The sequence below is a fragment of the Sporosarcina sp. Marseille-Q4063 genome (assembly GCF_018309085.1).
Classification (GTDB): domain Bacteria; phylum Bacillota; class Bacilli; order Bacillales_A; family Planococcaceae; genus Sporosarcina.
The window spans coordinates 3,804,390-3,823,365 of record NZ_CP070502.1; the positions used below are offsets into that span (position 1 = coordinate 3,804,390).

The 18,976-nt window shown below is 39.6% G+C and carries 18 protein-coding genes; all 18 read left to right on the plus strand.

The annotated features are described in order from the left end of the window. The first annotated feature begins 13 nt into the window (after positions 1-13). The 18 genes from lepB (at position 14) to JSQ81_RS19185 (ending at position 18,969) form a co-directional block, all read left to right on the plus strand. Positions 14-571, plus strand: a complete 558-nt coding sequence (gene lepB / locus JSQ81_RS19100; RefSeq protein ID WP_212605560.1) for a signal peptidase I — start codon at positions 14-16, stop codon at positions 569-571. Between the two features lie 18 nt (positions 572-589). Beyond that, positions 590-1,459 carry a ribosome biogenesis GTPase YlqF gene (gene ylqF / locus JSQ81_RS19105; protein ID WP_212605561.1) on the plus strand — a complete coding sequence of 290 codons (870 nt, stop codon included), beginning with the start codon at positions 590-592 and terminating at the stop codon, positions 1,457-1,459. Between the two features lie 92 nt (positions 1,460-1,551). After that, positions 1,552-2,337: a ribonuclease HII gene (locus JSQ81_RS19110; protein WP_212605562.1), complete on the plus strand. Its 786-nt coding sequence runs from the start codon at positions 1,552-1,554 to the stop codon at positions 2,335-2,337. 228 nt (positions 2,338-2,565) lie between these two features. Further along, complete coding sequence (locus JSQ81_RS19115) at positions 2,566-3,888, plus strand: IS4 family transposase (protein WP_212605563.1); 1,323 nt, start codon at positions 2,566-2,568, stop codon at positions 3,886-3,888. Positions 3,889-4,378: 490 nt separating this feature from the next. Beyond that, positions 4,379-5,539 carry an ADP-forming succinate--CoA ligase subunit beta gene (gene sucC / locus JSQ81_RS19120; RefSeq protein WP_212605564.1) on the plus strand — a complete coding sequence of 387 codons (1,161 nt, stop codon included), beginning with the start codon at positions 4,379-4,381 and terminating at the stop codon, positions 5,537-5,539. A 17-nt stretch (positions 5,540-5,556) separates the two neighbouring features. Then, positions 5,557-6,459, plus strand: a complete 903-nt coding sequence (gene sucD / locus JSQ81_RS19125) for a succinate--CoA ligase subunit alpha (RefSeq protein ID WP_210469419.1) — start codon at positions 5,557-5,559, stop codon at positions 6,457-6,459. 68 nt (positions 6,460-6,527) lie between these two features. After that, positions 6,528-7,415 (plus strand): DNA-processing protein DprA, encoded by an 888-nt coding sequence (gene dprA, locus JSQ81_RS19130; RefSeq protein WP_371812467.1) that lies wholly within the window; start codon positions 6,528-6,530, stop codon positions 7,413-7,415. 113 nt (positions 7,416-7,528) lie between these two features. After that, on the plus strand, positions 7,529-9,604 hold the full coding sequence (gene topA, locus JSQ81_RS19135) for a type I DNA topoisomerase (RefSeq protein ID WP_212605566.1): 2,076 nt from the start codon (positions 7,529-7,531) through the stop codon (positions 9,602-9,604). Between the two features lie 301 nt (positions 9,605-9,905). Beyond that, the gene (gene xerC / locus JSQ81_RS19140) at positions 9,906-10,805 is read left to right on the plus strand and encodes a tyrosine recombinase XerC (protein ID WP_212605567.1); all 900 of its coding nucleotides are present in this window, start codon (positions 9,906-9,908) and stop codon (positions 10,803-10,805) included. A 14-nt stretch (positions 10,806-10,819) separates the two neighbouring features. Then, positions 10,820-11,359 carry an ATP-dependent protease subunit HslV gene (gene hslV / locus JSQ81_RS19145; protein ID WP_172369700.1) on the plus strand — a complete coding sequence of 180 codons (540 nt, stop codon included), beginning with the start codon at positions 10,820-10,822 and terminating at the stop codon, positions 11,357-11,359. Positions 11,360-11,361: 2 nt separating this feature from the next. Further along, complete coding sequence (gene hslU / locus JSQ81_RS19150; protein WP_212607747.1) at positions 11,362-12,762, plus strand: ATP-dependent protease ATPase subunit HslU; 1,401 nt, start codon at positions 11,362-11,364, stop codon at positions 12,760-12,762. An 85-nt stretch (positions 12,763-12,847) separates the two neighbouring features. After that, a complete protein-coding gene (codY, locus tag JSQ81_RS19155) occupies positions 12,848-13,624 on the plus strand; it encodes a GTP-sensing pleiotropic transcriptional regulator CodY (RefSeq protein WP_212605568.1) in 777 nt (258 codons plus the stop codon). A 258-nt stretch (positions 13,625-13,882) separates the two neighbouring features. Then, complete coding sequence (gene rpsB, locus JSQ81_RS19160) at positions 13,883-14,617, plus strand: 30S ribosomal protein S2 (protein ID WP_212605569.1); 735 nt, start codon at positions 13,883-13,885, stop codon at positions 14,615-14,617. A gap of 80 nt (positions 14,618-14,697) precedes the next feature. Then, positions 14,698-15,588 (plus strand): translation elongation factor Ts, encoded by an 891-nt coding sequence (tsf, locus tag JSQ81_RS19165; RefSeq protein ID WP_212605570.1) that lies wholly within the window; start codon positions 14,698-14,700, stop codon positions 15,586-15,588. 190 nt (positions 15,589-15,778) lie between these two features. Next, complete coding sequence (pyrH, locus tag JSQ81_RS19170; protein ID WP_212605571.1) at positions 15,779-16,504, plus strand: UMP kinase; 726 nt, start codon at positions 15,779-15,781, stop codon at positions 16,502-16,504. Then, positions 16,504-17,061, plus strand: a complete 558-nt coding sequence (frr, locus tag JSQ81_RS19175) for a ribosome recycling factor (protein ID WP_212605572.1) — start codon at positions 16,504-16,506, stop codon at positions 17,059-17,061. The genes pyrH and frr overlap by 1 nt, the downstream gene beginning before the upstream one ends. A 322-nt stretch (positions 17,062-17,383) precedes the next feature. Next, positions 17,384-18,178: an undecaprenyl pyrophosphate synthase gene (locus JSQ81_RS19180; RefSeq protein WP_212605573.1), complete on the plus strand. Its 795-nt coding sequence runs from the start codon at positions 17,384-17,386 to the stop codon at positions 18,176-18,178. Continuing rightward, positions 18,175-18,969, plus strand: coding sequence for a phosphatidate cytidylyltransferase (locus JSQ81_RS19185; RefSeq protein ID WP_212605574.1), 795 nt, complete (start codon positions 18,175-18,177; stop codon positions 18,967-18,969). The genes JSQ81_RS19180 and JSQ81_RS19185 overlap by 4 nt, the downstream gene beginning before the upstream one ends. The last annotated feature ends 7 nt before the right edge of the window (positions 18,970-18,976 follow it).

Genomic DNA, 18,976 nt, shown 5'->3' on the forward strand with positions numbered 1-18,976 from the left:
GGAGGCTTGTGGAATGAAAGAGAAAAAACCCAAAAATGAATCATGGGAATGGATTAAAGCTTTATTAATTGCATTCGCGTTAGCGGCACTTATTCGAGTGTTCCTTTTTACGCCGATCGTCGTGGACGGTATTTCGATGATGCCGACATTAGAAGATGGTGACCGAATGATTGTCAACAAAATCGGCTATACAATTGGTAAGCCTGATCGTTTTGATATTGTGGTATTCCATGCACCCGAGCAAAAAGACTATATTAAACGAATTATTGGGTTACCAGGTGATACGGTAGAATATCGTGATGATATTTTATACATCAACGGTGAACCGCTGGAAGAGCCCTATTTAAATCAATACAAAGAAGCAGTTGCGGATAGTCCATTAACGGAAGATTTTACGCTTGAAGGAAAACTGGATAGCGAAGTTGTACCAAAAGACCATGTATTCGTTCTCGGTGATAACCGAAGGAAAAGTAAGGATTCCCGACATATCGGTGTCGTTCCGATCGACGAAATCATCGGCAGTACGAAAATTGTATTTTGGCCATTAAAAGATTTCGGTTTTGTTGAATAATAGAAGGGGTTTAAAGATATGACAATTCAATGGTTTCCAGGGCATATGGCAAAAGCCCGAAGAGAAGTAACAGAACAATTAAAGTTAGTCGATATTGTTTTCGAATTAGTCGATGCCCGCCTGCCGCTTTCATCAAGAAATCCAATGATTGATGAGGTTATCCAGCATAAACCTAGGTTGTTAATTCTCAACAAAGCGGATTTGGCGGATAGTGCTGAAACGACAAAATGGATTCAGTATTTTAAAAATGAAGGAACGCACGCGGTTGCCATTAATTCATTTCAAGGGCAAGGTTTACAAGCGGTTACAAGAGCAGCGAAAGAGATTCTTGAACCTAGGATCGAACGCCAAAGAAAAAGAGGAATACGACCGGGCGCGATTCGCGCAATGATCGTCGGAATTCCGAACGTGGGAAAATCAACGTTAATCAATCGTTTGGCAAAAAGAAATGTCGCAAAAACCGGGAACAAACCTGGTGTAACGAAAGCCCAACAATGGATTAAATATGAAAAAGAACTCGAATTACTGGATACGCCAGGTATTCTGTGGCCTAAATTCGAAGATAAAGAAGCCGGTTATAAACTTGCGATTACGGGTGCGATTAAAGACACGCTTCTGAATATGGAAGATTTGGCGTTATACGGCCTTCGTTTTTTGGAGAAGAAATACCCGAATAGGCTTATGGAGAGATATGGTATTTCTACAGTTGGAGAAGAACAAGACGACATCATTAAGTTGTTCGACCACATTGGAGAACTTCGCAATGTTTATACCACAGGCGGCGAAGTCGATTACGATAAAGTTGCCGAAATTATTGTGCAAGATATCCGAAACGAACATCTAGGTAAACTGACATTCGATAGTGTGGAAATTAAACAAGAAAACTAAAAGCCGATGCTAGCGCATAAATTCATGCGGCATTCGGCTTTTCTTCTTTAATTTTTAAGTTGCGGTTATAATTAAAGCGGAAGGAGAAATCCATGCTAACGATAAGAGAAATTGAAGAGAAACTGAAAAATGAACATGAACCAGCAGAATGGATTGACGAACTAAAAAATGATCAAAGAGCGGGTGTGCATAAAGCGCTTGCCCGTTGGCAACGCAATTATGAAATGAAAGAACTTCAACTACAGGAACATCAAGAGAAAATTGCGTTTGACAGGTCATATGCACCGTTTGTCGATGCCCTCGTCGCAGGTGTCGACGAAGCTGGAAGAGGGCCGTTAGCAGGTCCTGTAGTCACTGCAGCGGTAATTTTACCCGCGGAGTCACCAGAACTGGTTGGACTAGACGACTCGAAAACAATTTCAAAGGAAAAAAGGGAACAACTCGCAGAGAAAATCCGCCAAGTCGCACTCGCTTATTCCATAAATATTCAACCCGCCAATAAAATCGATGAACTTAATATTTACGCGGCCACCCGCGCATCAATGGAAAAAGCGGTAGAGGAACTTGCACTTCAACCGGATTTTGTAATTGCAGATGCGATGTCACTTAACACGAAAAGCCCAACAGCATCCGTAGTCAAAGCCGACGCACAAAGTTTAGCCGTCGCCGCAGCATCAATACTCGCAAAAACAACACGTGATTCAATAATGGACACAATACATAAAGATTTTCCACAGTACAATTTCACAAAAAATGCAGGATACGGCACCGCCGAGCACCTATCCGCCATACAAGAATACGGTCCATGTGAACACCATAGAAAAACTTTCGAACCAATAAAATCAATTATTGCTGATGAAACTAGTATTCTTATTTAAGAGGATGAGAACCACTTTCTCTTTGAGGAGTAAAAGTAGAATTTGTTTATGACAATATAAATAAAATGGAATCTGTAGTTGATTGGAGTGTAGGGTGGTGACCATATACGTCAACTTAAGAAAAAATGATTAATATTCCTCTAAAGATGGTATAGATATTTACCATTTATAAAAAGGAGGATTCAATTATGAAAAACAAACATTCCGTTTTCACATTGAAACAACTGTTTGATTTTCTGTCGCCCAATCGAACTTTCTAAAATTGCCAAGGATACGAAATTCATACAAAGAAATCGTCAATTGAGTGTCATCAAATTTCTTGAAATTCTTTTTGCTGAACCCGGAAATATCGCAAAAAAATCTTTAACTGAACTATGTTTAGGTCTATCTCACGTCGGTGTAACTATGTCCAAACAAGGTTTTGATAAAAAGTTTAATGAGAATTCAGTCGCGTTTTTGAAAGCAGTTTTTCTTGCGTTGTTTACGATACAAATGAAGCTATCTATAGATAAAACAACTATTAATAGCACAATCGACTTTAATACGGTTCGGATTTTAGATGGAACGTCAATTAAGCTCACCAAAAAACTCCAGTTTTTTTATCCAGGGACTGTAGATGCAGGAGCTAAGTGCCAAATCGAGTTTGATTATCTAACAGGAAGGTTTATATATATGGAAATTCAAGCTGGAAAAGCGGGAGATAGTGCTTCGGGAATCAAGCGGCTAGAATCACTTCAGAAAAATGATTTAATTCTTCAAGACCTTGGTTATTTTCAATATAAGATATTTGAAAAGGTAGATGGAAAGCAAGCTTTTTATGTGTCACGCGCTCCGGCAGATACAATGTTTTACGTAGACCATCCAAATCCTCGGTATCATAAAGATGGCAAGATCATGAAAATGTATGCCTATGAACGGCTTTATCTCGAGGAAGAATTAAAGACAATGAAACGAGGAACAATACGGGAATATCCGAAGGTCTATTTGGGAAAACAAGCAAAATATCCGACTCGACTGGTAATTTATCGAATGACCCATGAACAAGAGCAAAGACAAGAAGAACGGATTAAAAGACGTGGACAAACGAAACCAGGTAAAATCAAGAAAAAATCTTATGATGTATCAAGTATCTCGGTCTATGTAACGAATCTTCCACAAAAAGTGCCGGCAGAAGAGGTCCCTCAATTATATCGGTATCGTTGGCAAGTTGAGCTTGTTTTTAAGTCATGGAAATCAGATATGGAGGTTGATTTCTATCGAAATATGAAAAAAGAGCGATGGGAGTGTCACTTTTATGCGGAATTAATTCTTTTACTCCTTAGCTTATTAATTACTTATCAGCTTCGGGTTTATTTTAAAGAAGAAAGAGATATCATTCTAAGCGAACAAATCACAATGTGTGAGGTTAGTAAGAGGATTTGGAAAATTTGGCAAGCAAGGGATCAATTGGAGTGGGAAAATCTTATCAACGAATTAATAAAAGGGTTGGCCAGGCTCGGTCGTAAAAATATAAAGAAAATAAAACCAAGAACTGACCAACAACAAAAATAAAACAATCAAATTTTTAAAAGAGAATGGGGTGTGTCTTATTTAGTAATGCCAACAATCTTAAGCATTTACTGAACGATTCCCTTTAGACGAATAAGGTAAACATTTTTCGGCGAAACATTGTGTTTTATTGAAAATTTGATGATGAAGAGCTGGTTTAAAGCTTAAGTTGACGTATATGGGGTGGTGACTCCAGCGGAATCAGCGAGATAGCCGAGACCCCACAGGGAGCGCTGCGCGGACGAGGAGGCTCGGCGCTCGCCCGCAGGAAAGCGTCCGCCCGAAACGGAAATCAACGGTATATACAGCAAAGTCAAATAAGTAAAAAATGAATTGCTTAGGCACTTGTTTAATAAAATCGATGTAAAAGAAAAAACTACCAAGTGCAAGTTTCGACATTTTGGACGTCATATGTGGACATTGTTTGACATCTTTATTACAATAGATAGGGCAGTAAATTAAAAGAGTTATAAGTTTGATTGGAGGATGTAAGATGAATATCCATGAATATCAAGGGAAGCAGCTTTTACGCGATTATGGTGTAGCTGTTTCAAACGGAATTGTCGCGTTTTCTCCGGAAGAAGCGGTTAAGGCAGCAAAGCAACTAAGCACAGAAGTTTATGTTGTTAAAGCACAAATACACGCAGGTGGCCGCGGTAAAGCAGGCGGTGTCAAGATTGCAAAAAACCTTGACGAAGTACGTGCATATGCAAAAGAACTACTCGGTAAAATTCTCGTAACTGAACAAACGGGTCCAGAAGGTAAAGAAGTTAAACGTCTTCTTATCGAAGAAGGTTCCAATATCGAGAAAGAATATTACATAGGCCTAGTGCTAGATAGCGCAACTGACCGTGTAACGCTTATGGGATCTGAAGAAGGCGGCGTAGACATTGAAGCAGTAGCTGAAGCAACGCCTGAAAAGATTTTCAAAGAAATCATTGACCCAGTTGTCGGCTTGACTGGATTCCAAGCACGTCGTATGGCATTCAACATGAATATTCCAAAGAAACTTGTAAACAAGGCAGCTAACTTCATGTTAGGTCTTTACAAAGTATTCGTTGAAAAAGATGCATCTACAGTAGAAATCAACCCATTGGTTACTACAGCAGAAGGCAACATCTTAGCATTAGATGCGAAGTTTAACTTCGATGAAAGCGCATTATACCGTCACAAAGACATCGTAGAACTGCGTGACTTTGACGAAGAAGATCCAAAAGAAATCGAAGCTTCAAAATATGACCTAAGCTATATTTCTCTTGATGGAAATATCGGTTGCATGGTTAACGGTGCTGGTCTTGCGATGGCTACGATGGATACAATCAACTACTACGGCGGCTCACCCGCTAATTTCCTTGACGTTGGGGGCGGTGCAACTGCAGAGAAAGTTACAGAAGCATTCAAAATCATTCTTTCAGATGAGGCTGTTAAAGGAATTTTCGTTAACATATTCGGTGGAATTATGAAGTGCGACGTTATTGCAGAAGGCGTAATCACTGCAGCTAAAGAAGTAGGTCTGCAAGTGCCACTAGTCGTGCGTTTGGAAGGTACAAACGTTGATAAAGGGAAAGCTTTATTGAACGAATCAGGACTTAACATCATCGCTGCAGGTTCAATGGCAGACGGTGCACAAAAGATTGTTGAACTCGTAGGCTAAGAAAGGCAGGGACAAACATGAGTATTTATATTAATAAAGATACAAAAGTTCTCGTACAAGGAATTACAGGTTCTACAGCGCTTTTCCATACGAAAGAAATGCTTGAGTATGGAACGAAAATTGTTGCTGGGGTTACGCCTGGAAGAGGCGGCGAAACTGCTGAAGGCGTACCAGTTTTCAATACAGTTGAAGAAGCTGTAAAAGAAACAGGTGCAAACGTTTCAGTAATTTATGTTCCGGCTCCATTCGCTGCAGATGCAATTATGGAAGCGGTAGACGCTGAACTTGATATGGCTATCTGTATCACAGAACATATTCCAATTTTAGATATGGTTAAAGTTAAACGTTATATGGAAGGCAAGAAAACACGTCTTGTCGGCCCGAACTGTCCAGGTGTTATTACATCTGACGAGTGTAAAATTGGTATTATGCCAGGATACATTCATACAAAAGGCCACGTAGGCGTTGTTTCCCGTTCAGGTACATTGACGTATGAAGCTGTACATCAGTTAAGCCAAGCGGGTATCGGTCAAACAACAGCTGTTGGAATCGGCGGAGACCCTGTAAACGGGACAAACTTCATCGATGTTCTCAAGGAGTTCAACGAAGATCCTGAGACATATGCAGTCGTTATGATTGGTGAAATTGGCGGTTCAGCTGAAGAAGAAGCGGCTGAATGGATCAAAGAAAACATGACGAAGCCAGTTGTTGGTTTCATCGGCGGACAAACAGCTCCAGAAGGAAAACGTATGGGCCATGCTGGCGCTATCATTTCCGGTGGAAAAGGTACTGCAGCTGAAAAAATCAAAGCGCTAAACGCTGCTGGTGTTGAAACTGCAGATACGCCGTCCGTTATTGGTGAAACTTTAATTAAAGTAATTAAAGAAAAAGGTCTTTACGAACAGTGTAAAACTCATTAATATAGAAGGTGCAGTGTATTCTGAAAATACACTGCACTTTTTTTAATTCATGATAGGGAGACATGCGAGTGAAATTAACAGATGGAGAAAAAAGGTTATTAGCATTGCATTATCTATTACCAATTCCGAAAAACCGATTGAACGCTCTTTATGAGATCGATCCCAATCTTGAAAAGCTTCATACATATTCGGCTGAACGACTGGCATTTTTACTCCGAATCAAGATAGAAAAAGCAGTCTATTTAAAGGAGAATTTCCTGAAAAACTTATCTACTCCGTATGATTTGCTCTATAAAAAGCATAGAATAACCCCAATTCCATTCACGCATTCCTTATACCCTAAAAGGTTATTAGAATTGATAGATCCCCCGACTATTTTGTATACAAAAGGCGATACGTCGATTTTGGCTGAAAAGTTTAAAGTGGCGATTATCGGGTCGCGTAAAGCAACTGTTTATTCGGAAAATGCAATGTCGTTAATCGTTCCGCCACTTGTGGAGAACAACACTGTTATTGTGTCCGGACTTGCAAAAGGTGCAGACGCGATGGCCCATAAAGCCGCAATTTTTTACGGTGGAAAAACGATTGCCGTCCTTGGACATGGATTATTTCATCTTTATCCATATGAAAACAAAGAATTAGCAAATGAAATAAGCGAAAACCATCTATTAATTTCAGAATATCCTTCCTATGTAAAACCAGAAAGATGGACATTCCCGATGCGCAACCGTATCATTAGTGGGTTGTCTGACGCAGTCATTGTGACAGAATCCGCAAGTAAGAGCGGAACGATGAGTACAGTTGAACATGCGCTTGATCACGGGAAACACATCTTTGCTGTTCCTGGGTCTGTCATGTCAAGTCTTTCAGAAGGTCCAAATCAGCTCATAGATGAAGGTGCACGGCCATTGTGGAATGGTTTTCAAGTGGTTGGTTCGCTACTTAATCAAATCTAACAAATCATAAATTATACTGGATAATTTGCTTTTATTTGAAATCTAGTATACATTTTGCAACAGATATTCTTTTGTGGAATAAATACAAAACCTCTATAAGGGGGAAGAATGATATGGCAGATTATTTAGTAATTGTAGAATCCCCAGCTAAAGCCAAAACGATAGAACGCTATCTAGGGAAAAAATATAAAGTAAGAGCATCACTTGGTCATTTAAGAGATCTTCCGAAAAGTCAAATGGGTGTCGATACCGAAAATAATTACGAACCGAAATATATTACAATTCGTGGTAAAGGCCCAATCCTGCAAGAATTAAAGAAAGATGCAAAAAAAGTCAAGAAAATCTATCTCGCGGCTGACCCCGACAGAGAAGGGGAAGCAATTGCCTGGCATTTGGCGCATCAACTTGGTGTAGACATTGAATCTGAATGTCGAGTCGTCTTTAACGAAATAACGAAGGATGCCATCAAAGCATCTTTTAAAAACCCGCGTCCAATAGATATGGATCTGGTCGACTCGCAACAAGCGCGAAGAATTTTAGATCGTCTGGTCGGCTATAATATCAGTCCGATTCTTTGGAAAAAAGTCAAGAAAGGGCTTTCAGCCGGACGGGTTCAGTCTGTTGCGCTTCGCTTGATCATTGACCGAGAAAATGAAATTAATGCGTTCGAACCAGTTGAATACTGGAGCATTTCAGGTCAATTCGGAAAAGGGAAATCAGTATTCGAGGCAGCTTTCTTTGGAGATGCGAAGAAAAAAGTTGAACTATCCAATAAAGAAGAAGTTGACGCGGTACTAGGAAAGATAGAAGGCGATAGTTTTGAAGTTGCAGATGTTGTAAAAAGAGAACGTAGACGTAATCCAGCATTACCATTCACAACATCTTCTTTGCAACAAGAAGCGGCGCGCAAACTTAATTTCCGGGCGCGAAAAACAATGATGATAGCGCAGCAATTATACGAGGGCATAAAGGTCGGTAAAGAAGGAAACATCGGGTTAATCACTTATATGAGAACAGACTCTTCCCGAATTGCTGACAGTGCTGTCGAAGAGGCTAAGTCATTCATTGAAACGACTTATGGAAATGAATTTTTAGCAACAGCCAAAGCCGCTGCTAAAAAAACCAAGTCAAATACACAGGATGCACATGAAGCGATACGTCCTACATCGGTAATGCGACCACCTGCGGCAATGAAGGCATACTTAACGAGAGACCAACTTCGTTTATACAAGCTAATTTGGGAACGTCTTGTCGCAAGTCAAATGGCGCCAGCTGTTCTTGATACAGTGAGAGTCGATTTAGTAAACGGTGATGTTCGTTTTCGTGCGACTGGATCCCAGGTGAAGTTTGAAGGATTTATGAAAGTGTATGTCGAGGGCGATGATGATAAAAAAGAAGAGAAAGACCGGATATTGCCTCCGCTTGAAAAAGGCGAGCATATAAAATATGAAGATATTGAACCGACTCAGCATTTCACACAGCCACCTCCGAGGTTTACAGAAGCTCGACTTGTGCGTACTCTTGAAGAGTTGGGAATAGGGCGACCATCGACATTTGCGCCAACACTTGATACGATACAAAGACGTGGATATGTTACGCTAGATGCAAAACGTTTTATACCGACAGAACTCGGTGGCATCGTGCATCATGCCGTTAACGAATTTTTCCCCGATATTATTGACGTTGAGTTTACCGCGCAAATGGAAAAAGAACTCGATGATGTCGAAGAAGGAAATAAAAAATGGGTTAATGTAATTGATAAATTTTATAAAGACTTTGAAAAACATGTTCAGTTCGCAGATGCTGAAATGGAGAAAATTGAAATTAAAGATGAACCAGCTGGCGAAGACTGCGAGAAATGCGGCGAGCCAATGGTTTACAAACTTGGTCGATACGGAAAATTCATGGCTTGCTCCGGTTTCCCGGATTGTCGAAATACAAAGGCAATCATGAAACCAATCGGAGTTCCATGTCCGAGCTGTAAAGAAGGTCAAGTTGTCGAACGAAGAAGTAAAACTAGACGTATCTTTTTCGGTTGCGACCGCTACCCGGAATGCGAATACGTGTCATGGGATAAGCCGGTTGCCAGACCTTGTCCAAAATGTGACAATACGTTAATCGAAAAGAAATCCAAAAAAGGTGTTAACATACAATGTACTGAATGCGAGTATAAAGAGGATTTACAATAGGAAACTTGCAAGAAGTGAGGGGCGCCTGCTCCTCTTTTTTGTGCGAAGGATCAAAGACATCGAATTTAAACATAAATCTAGTAAGTGTTATAGTTGATGAACTATAGCCATCTATTGTATAGTAAGCAATGGACACTTCCGAATTTAGAAACTAATCTGCATCTTGCCAATTGAGGAGCAATTCGTTCAACGAGCAATAAACAAATGATGAAAAATTTTCCCAACAATCAAGCGAATTACTGTTCAATTTAATTTTTATTTTGCTATACTAGAATAGGTTTGCATCGAGGGGGCAAATTGTATGTCAGTCCAACCTTCAACTGTTCTCGGTGAATATATTACATACGTTATGTTAGAACGTAATTATTCATCTTTTACGGTAACGGAATACACAAAAGATATTGAAGAGTTTTTTTCATTCATCACTGTCGAGGGCATTGCAGATTTAAACGATGTCACGTACTCAGAAGCGAGACTTTATGTAACGACACTTTATGACAAGGGTTTATCCAGAGCAACAATCTCAAGAAAAATATCTTCCGTTCGATCTTTTTTTAAATTTGCGAACACCAGACACGGGATTGTTGACAATGCATTTAAATCTCTTTATCATCCGAAAAAACAAGAGAGACTTCCAGCTTTTTTTTACGAAGATGAGATGGAACACTTATTTGCTGCTTGTGAAGGCACTGATAATAAATCCTTAAGGGATCATGCATTATTAGAGATGCTGTATGCAACTGGAATAAGAGTAAGCGAGCTAACTTCAATTCAATTAAGCGACATCGATACGCATCTTGGTATTGTGCTGGTCATGGGGAAAGGCAAGAAGGAACGCTATATCCCTTTTGGCAGTTTTGCCGAGGATGCAATTAATGCCTATATCGAAATTAGTCGCCCGAAATTGATGAAAAAGAAAGATCATGATACTTTGTTTGTAAATTTACGCGGTGATCCTCTCACGGGTCGCGGCGTGCGATATATATTAACTTCGCTTATGGAACGTGCTTCCCTTCATTCTAAAATATACCCGCATATGATACGTCACACTTTTGCAACCCATTTATTATCCAATGGTGCTGATATGCGTTCGGTACAAGAACTATTGGGGCATTCTCATCTTTCTTCAACTCAAGTATATACACATATAACGAAGGAACATTTACGGAAGACGTATATGAATACGCATCCGAGAGCATAGGGAGGATGGTTTTTATGGAATTCCATGCAACGACGATATTTGCTATTCGCCATGACGGGGCTTGCGCCATGTCAGGTGATGGTCAAGTTACAGTCGGTAACGCAGTTGTTATGAAACATACCGCGAAAAAAGTACGTAGAATTTTTGGCGGCAAGGTCCTTGCAGGTTTTGCGGGATCAGTTGCAGATGCTTTCACTTTATTCGATTTATTCGAAGGGAAACTAACCGAATACAATGGCAATCTCCAACGTGCCGCTGTAGAGCTTGCCAAACAATGGCGAGGCGATCGGATGCTTCGTAAACTCGAAGCAATGTTACTGGTGATGAATAAAGATGAACTGCTTCTTGTCTCAGGTACAGGGGAAGTTATTGAGCCTGATGACGGGATACTTGCAATTGGTTCAGGCGGACATTATGCACTTGCTGCTGGGCGGGCACTGAAAAAGTACAGTGGAGATTCTTTGACGGCTGAACAAATTGCCAAAGCTTCATTGGAAACAGCTGCCGAAATTTGCGTCTTTACAAATGACCAGATTATTGTGGAGGTACTATAATGATGAAACGAGAAGAATTAACACCAAAAGAACTCACGGCACATTTAGATCGGTATATTATTGGACAGGATAATGCCAAACGTGCGGTAGCGGTAGCAATTCGAAATCGATATAGAAGAAGCCTTCTTACTGACGAAGAAAAAAATGAAATTATACCTAAAAACATTCTGATGATTGGACCAACCGGTGTAGGGAAAACTGAAATTGCAAGAAGAATCGCCAAGTTGGTAAATGCACCTTTTTTAAAAGTGGAAGCAACAAAGTTTACAGAAGTCGGTTATGTTGGTCGTGACGTTGAGTCAATGGTAAGAGATTTAACGGATGCCGGTATTCGGATTGTTCGTGCCCAGAAGCGCGAAGAAGTCCGGGAACAGGCAACAAAACTGGCGAATGAAAGATTGATCAAACTTATCGTCCCTAGTAAAAAGAAACAAAGCAGCGGACAAAATCCATTTGAAATGCTTTTTGGCCAAAAGCAAGAAGTCGAAGAGCATGATGATGAAAAAGAAGTTGAAGTAAGGCAAAAGCGCTCTGATATTGCAAGAAGCCTGTTAGCAGGCGAACTTGAAGAGGAGACTGTAACAATCGAGGTAACTGAGCAACAGCCTTCGCTTTACGATGCTTTCCAAGGATCTGGAATGGAGCAAATGGGTGCGAATATGCAAGATGCACTTTCTTCCCTTATGCCTAAAAAGAAGACGAATCGTAAAATGAAAGTAAAAGATGCGCGTCTCGTACTCGAATCGGAAGAAGCCGATAAGCTTATTGACCATGATGAAATTGCAAGAAATGCAATTGAGTTAACCGAACAATCAGGTATCATATTTCTTGATGAAATGGATAAGATAGCAAGGAGTGAAGGTAGCGGTGGCTCATCAGCCGATGTGTCGCGCGAAGGCGTGCAACGCGATATTTTGCCAATCGTGGAAGGCTCTACTGTTTCCACGAAATACGGTGCGGTGAAAACTGACTTTATTTTATTTATCGCGGCGGGTGCATTTCATATCGCGAAGCCATCTGATATTATCCCTGAACTCCAAGGTCGTTTTCCAATAAGAGTTGAACTAGATAAGTTATCGAAAAATGATTTTGAACGCATATTGAAGGAACCAGACTTCTCGTTAATTCGTCAATATGAAAAGTTATTGGAAACAGAAGGTGTTATTTTAGACTTTACGGACGAGGCGGTTAGCAAAATTGCTGAAATTGCCTTTGAAGTGAATGATAACACTGAAAATATTGGCGCCAGACGACTTCATACGATTTTGGAGAAGTTACTCGAAGAAGTATCATATGAAGCAGCTGACATCGGCCCTTCAACGATAAAAATCACACCGACATATGTCGAGGAAAAGCTACAAGAAATTGCAAAAAACAAAGATTTGTCACAATATATTCTATAAATAATTCGTATTACTTTATTTAAGGATTGAAAACCTTTAGAATATTCCATAAACACATCAACATAATTTTAGGAGGAAGAATAAAATGTCACTATTATTAAAAACACGTAAAATTAACGCAATGCTACAAGAATCCGGTGGAGATGCAGTAAACTTTAAAGAAATGGCTGAGAAGCTAAGTCAAGTTATCGAATGTAACGCATTTATCGTTAGCAGAAGAGGGAAATTGCTCGGTTTAGAAATCCATCACCAAATTGAAAACCAACGTATGAAAGATATGTTTGAAAACCGTCAGTTCCCTGAAGAATACACGAAAAAACTTTTCGAAGTAAACGAAACTTCTTCGAACTTGGATATTGAAAGTGCGTACACAGTATTCCCGGTAGAGAATAAAGATATATTTGGCGAAGGTTTGACTACAATTGTTCCGATCATTGGTGGAGGAGAGCGTTTAGGTACACTTATCCTTGCAAGAATGACTCAAGAATTCCAAGATGAAGATCTAATTCTTGCTGAATACGGCGCAACTGTTGTAGGTATGGAAATATTACGTGAGAAAACTGAGGTAATCGAAATTGAAGCGCGTAGCAAAGCTGTTGTTCAAATGGCGATTAATTCACTTTCATACAGTGAGCATGAAGCAATTGAGCATATTTTTAAAGAACTAGACGGAGAAGAAGGTCTATTAGTAGCTTCAAAAATCGCAGACCGTGTAGGAATTACGCGTTCAGTAATTGTTAACGCACTTCGTAAACTTGAAAGTGCTGGCGTTATCGAATCACGTTCATTGGGAATGAAAGGAACTTATATTAAAGTTCTAAACAACAAATTCCTTGCTGAGCTTGAAAAACAAAAAAACTAATAAAAACATAAAAATTAATAAGACAAAAACTAACTTCAACAATATAAATAGCATTCCTTCCCTGGTTCATAGAAGGAAGGAGTGCTTTTTTATTTCTATTGCAGATTTAAATAAACGATTGTTGCATTGTTCAATTCAATATGTTATATTAGCAAATGGTATTACTACACACGTGCATGGACTTTGGAATGGTGCCGAGAGGTTGTTCCACTGGATGATTTGCGCGGAGGAATTCAAACCAAAACAGGAGGAATAGAAATGGCAGTAGTCTCAATGAAGCAATTACTAGAAGCAGGTGTTCATTTCGGACACCAAACTCGTCGTTGGAACCCAAAAATGAAAAAGTTCATTTTTGTAGAACGTAACGGCATTTACATTATCGATCTTCAAAAAACGGTAAAAATGCTTGAAGAAGCATACGCATATATGCGTCAAGTTGGTGAAGACGGTGGAAAAGTACTTTTCGTAGGTACGAAAAAACAAGCACAAGATGCGATTAAAGAAGAAGCAGAACGTTCAGGAATGTATTACATCAACCAACGTTGGCTTGGTGGTACACTAACTAACTTCGCTACAATTCAAAAGAGCGTAGCACGCATGAAGAAAATCGAGCGTATGGAAGAAGACGGTACGTTTGAAGTCCTACCTAAAAAAGAAGTTGTGCAATTAAACAAAGAACACGAAAGACTAGAAAAATTCCTTGGTGGAATTAGAGATATGAAATCACTACCGGATGTTATGTTTGTAGTTGACCCGCGTAAAGAACGTATCGCTGTTGCGGAAGCAATTAAATTGAACATTCCTATCGTTGGAATCGTTGATACAAACTGTGACCCTGACGAAATTGATTACATCATTCCAGCGAATGATGATGCAATTCGTGCAGTACGTCTACTTACGAGCAAAATGGCTGACGCTTTGATCGAATCAAGACAAGGCGAAGACGAGGCACCAGCTGAAGAAAGCTCAGAAGAGACAGTAACTGTAGAGTAATTTTTTCGAAGCCAGGCGATAAGCTAACCCCTTATCGTCTTTTTTAGGAATTGACGACACATTATTGGAGGATGGAAAATATGACAGTAAAAGTAACAGCTCAAATGGTTAAAGAATTACGTGAAAAAACAGGTGCAGGTATGATGGACTGCAAAAAAGCATTAACTAAAGTAAATGGTGATTTGGAAGCAGCAATCGATTTTCTACGTGAAAAAGGATTGTCTAGCGCTGCATCAAAAGCTGACCGCATTGCTGCAGAAGGAACTGCGCATATCCTTGTTAACGGAAATGAAGCAGTAATTCTAGAAGTGAACGCTGAAACGGATTTCGTTGTTAGAAACGAAGCATTCCAAACTCTTGTAAATGAGTTAGCTGAAACACTTTTAGAAGCTAAACCAGCTACAATTGAAGAAGCGCATGAATTGAAATTAGAAAACGGATTAACTGTTGCGGACCATATTTCTAATGCAGTTGCTCAAATTGGTGAGAAAATTACACTTCGCCGTTTTGAAATCCGCACAAAAACTGACAATGATGCATTTGGTCCATACCTCCACATGGGTGGTTCAATAGCTGTTCTTGTAGTTCTTGAAGGTTCAACGAACGAAGAAGCAGCTAAAGACGTTGCAATGCACATCGCTGCACTGAACCCGAAATACATTTCACGCGACGAAGTTCCAGCTGATGAAGTTGAGCGTGAGAAGAAAGTCCTTACTGAACAAGCATTAAACGAAGGCAAACCTGAAAACATTGTTGCTAAAATGGTTGAAGGCCGTATCGGTAAATATTTCGAAGAAATTTGCGTGCTTGACCAAGCATTCGTCAAAGATTCTGATCAAAAAGTAAAAACATTTGTTAAATCAACGGGTGGAACATTAAAAGATTTCGTTCGTTATGCAGTAGGCGAAGGAATCGAGAAACGCGAAGAAAACTTTGCTGACGAAGTAATGAATCAAGTACAAGGGAAATAAGCAATAAGGAAGAATGCATTTCAATTCTTCTTTTGAGAAGAATAATGCATTTCAATTCTTCTTTTAGGAAGAATGCAGTTCAATTCTTCTTTTAGAAAGAATGCATTTCAATTCTTCTTTATAAATGAATGGGGAACACACAAGTGGTGTTCCCTCTTTTTCGAGAAGTCTGATTAAATGGAGGGTACTTATGAGCACACCAAAATACAAACGAATTGTTTTGAAGTTAAGCGGTGAGGCACTTGCAGGTGAGAAAGGCTTCGGTCTATCACCAGAAGTTATCAAAACCGTTGCCAAACAGGTCCAAGAAGTTGCCGAGCTCGGTGTTGAAGTTGCAGTTGTTGTCGGCGGTGGAAACATTTGGCGTGGCAAGGTTGGTAGTGAAATGGGAATGGATCGTGCAACAGCAGACTATATGGGTATGCTCGCAACCGTTATGAATTCCCTAGCCCTTCAAGATTCCCTCGAACAACTAGGAGTCCAAAGCCGTGTATCTTCTTCTATTGAAATGAGACAAGTCGCTGAACCATACATACGTAGAAAAGCAATTAGACATCTAGAAAAGAAACGCGTTGTAATTTTTGCAGCAGGTACGGGGAATCCTTACTTCTCAACAGACACTACAGCGGCGCTTCGTGCGGCGGAAATTGAAGCAGACGTTATTTTAATGGCGAAAAACAATGTTGATGGCGTTTATTCTGCAGATCCTTTACTCGAGAAAGACGCAATTAAGTATACCGAATTATCCTATTTAGACGTCATTAGTCAAGGCCTTGAAGTAATGGATTCAACAGCTTCAACCCTATGTATGGACAATGATATACCACTCGTTGTATTCTCAATTATGGAGAATGGAAATATAAAGAGAGCCGTGCTCGGTGAACCAATCGGGACGGTCGTCAGGAGGAATTTGTAATGCCGAACGCAGTTTTGAATCAAGCGAAAGAAAGAATGGATAATGCAATTGGAGCGTTTTCGAGAGAATTAGCTTCAATCCGTGCAGGACGCGCGAATGCTTCACTGCTAGACAGAATCACAGTCGATTATTACGGAGCGCCGACTCCACTTAATCAAATGGCAGGTATTTCTGTGCCAGAAGCACGTCTACTTGCAATTCAACCATATGACAAAACAACACTTGGGGACATTGAGAAAGCAATTATGAAATCGGATATCGGAATTACGCCATCTAATGATGGAACGATTATTCGTCTTGCAATCCCTGCATTAACAGAAGAACGTCGTAGAGATATTGTTAGGACTGTTAAAAAAGAAGCAGAAGAATCAAAAGTTGTAATTCGTAATGTTCGCCGCGATGCAAACGAAGAATTTAAAAAACTTGAGAGAAATGCTGAAATAACAGAAGATGAACTTCACCGCAATGGTGATGAAATTCAAAAGTTAACAGATTCTTATATTAAAAAAATTGACGATCTCGCAAAAGCTAAAGAAGATGAAATCATGGAAATCTGAATAAGTGAAACTAGGTCAATGACGGCTTAATCTTCATTGACATTAGTTAAACTATTCGGGCATTAGGGAGGAATAGAACTTAATTCCTCCGTTCATACGAGCATATAATCCCTGGCCTATGTTTATCCCTGATGCGAAAACTTTGAAATAGGGAATTTATTGCTTGTTAATGCGGGATAGAAGAACTTTCTATTTTCTAAGACGTCCTTATTTCAGGGCGTCTTTTTTACATCTATCAAGAATTCAATAATGAATTTGATGCGGATTTTTGGTACGATAGAATTAGCTTGCTCTGAAATGGTAGTGGAGTGGAGGAAATATTATGCTAGGAAAGCTCATACGAAAAAAAAATGTGGAGACCGAGCCCTTAATTTCGGTAGAATTAGAAAGTGTTAAAAGTAAGCATATCCCTGCTCACGTGGCGATAATTATGGATGGCAATGGCAGATGGGCAAAAAAGCGTAATTTACCTAGAATTGCAGGTCACCATGAAGGCATGAAAACTGTTCGGAAAATCACACGCATTGCAAATGATATAGGGATTAAGGTACTTACACTTTATGCGTTTTCAACTGAAAATTGGAAACGGCCAAAACTAGAAATTGATTTTCTAATGAAACTTCCCGGAGAGTTCTTAAGTACTTACCTCCCCGAGCTAATCGAGCAAAACGTAAAAGTAGAAATGATCGGTAATTTCGATGTTTTACCTGAACATACAAAAAATGCTATTCAACGGGCAATCGATGAAACAGCAGAAAACGATGGGATGACATTAAATTTTGCTATGAATTATGGAAGTCGCCTTGAATTAATTCAATGTATGCAAGAAATTGCTAAACTCGCTACAGAGGGTAAAATTGAATTAGAGGATATTGACGAAACATTAGTAGGCAGCCATTTAATGACCGCCCATTTACCAGAGCCTGACTTACTCATCCGCACAAGCGGAGAAGTACGTTTGTCGAATTTTATGTTATGGCAACTTGCTTATGCTGAGTTTTCATTTACAGACGTCTTATGGCCTGATTTTGATGAACTGTGCATGATAAATGAGATCAAGGAATTCCAATCTCGAAATAGACGTTTTGGAAGTGTAAATGAGGAGGGTGACGCTTGAAACAGAGAATTATAACAGCGATAATCGCATTAGCGTTTTTCACTCCATTCGTAATAATAGGTGGATGGCCATTCACGCTTGTAATTTACGCAATTGCAACGATTGGTTTATATGAAATTTTACGAATGAGAGATATTAAGCTTTTGTCCATTCCTGGGATATTAACCTGGATTGCGCTTGCAGTTTTATTAATACCGTCAAGTTATGAACAACAATTTTATGAAGCAGTCGGCTATTCCAAAATTGAACTGGCTTTTGCGGTCACGTTACTTCTATTAATTCATACGGTCATCGTTAAAAATCGTTTTACATTTGACCACGCTGCTTTTTCAATATTTGGCGCATTGTATATCGGTATCGGATTTTACTATTTTATTGAAACTCGACTCTTTGGAATTGAATATGTACTTTATGCACTTATTGTCATTTGGACGACAGATACAGGCGCCTATTTTGTAGGGCGGAAAATCGGCAAATTAAAACTTTGGCCGGATATATCACCTAATAAAACAATTGAAGGCTTTTTTGGCGGAATAATCACCGCAATCATTTCAGCTTGTATTTTTCATTATTTCTTTCCGATTGCATCCTCGTATTGGATATTGATCGTGGTAACCCTTATCGCATCCATCGTAGGTCAGCTAGGTGATCTAGTTGAATCTGCAATTAAACGGAATTATAATGTAAAGGATTCGGGAAGTCTTCTTCCGGGGCACGGAGGAATTCTTGATAGATTCGACAGTCTCCTTTTTGTTTTACCGCTGCTCCATTTTCTTCAATTCGTAGCATAACGGAAAG

Bases quoted from the DNA above. Each gene is read 5' to 3' on its own strand.
- lepB (WP_212605560.1), top strand. From the start codon at position 14: ATGAAAGAGAAAAAACCCAAAAATGAATCATGGGAATGGATTAAAGCT.
- ylqF (WP_212605561.1), top strand. From the start codon at position 590: ATGACAATTCAATGGTTTCCAGGGCATATGGCAAAAGCCCGAAGAGAA.
- JSQ81_RS19110 (WP_212605562.1), top strand. From the start codon at position 1,552: ATGCTAACGATAAGAGAAATTGAAGAGAAACTGAAAAATGAACATGAA.
- sucC (WP_212605564.1), top strand. From the start codon at position 4,379: ATGAATATCCATGAATATCAAGGGAAGCAGCTTTTACGCGATTATGGT.
- sucD (WP_210469419.1), top strand. From the start codon at position 5,557: ATGAGTATTTATATTAATAAAGATACAAAAGTTCTCGTACAAGGAATT.
- topA (WP_212605566.1), top strand. From the start codon at position 7,529: ATGGCAGATTATTTAGTAATTGTAGAATCCCCAGCTAAAGCCAAAACG.
- xerC (WP_212605567.1), top strand. From the start codon at position 9,906: ATGTCAGTCCAACCTTCAACTGTTCTCGGTGAATATATTACATACGTT.
- hslV (WP_172369700.1), top strand. From the start codon at position 10,820: ATGGAATTCCATGCAACGACGATATTTGCTATTCGCCATGACGGGGCT.
- hslU (WP_212607747.1), top strand. From the start codon at position 11,362: ATGAAACGAGAAGAATTAACACCAAAAGAACTCACGGCACATTTAGAT.
- codY (WP_212605568.1), top strand. From the start codon at position 12,848: ATGTCACTATTATTAAAAACACGTAAAATTAACGCAATGCTACAAGAA.
- rpsB (WP_212605569.1), top strand. From the start codon at position 13,883: ATGGCAGTAGTCTCAATGAAGCAATTACTAGAAGCAGGTGTTCATTTC.
- tsf (WP_212605570.1), top strand. From the start codon at position 14,698: ATGACAGTAAAAGTAACAGCTCAAATGGTTAAAGAATTACGTGAAAAA.
- pyrH (WP_212605571.1), top strand. From the start codon at position 15,779: ATGAGCACACCAAAATACAAACGAATTGTTTTGAAGTTAAGCGGTGAG.
- frr (WP_212605572.1), top strand. From the start codon at position 16,504: ATGCCGAACGCAGTTTTGAATCAAGCGAAAGAAAGAATGGATAATGCA.
- JSQ81_RS19180 (WP_212605573.1), top strand. From the start codon at position 17,384: ATGCTAGGAAAGCTCATACGAAAAAAAAATGTGGAGACCGAGCCCTTA.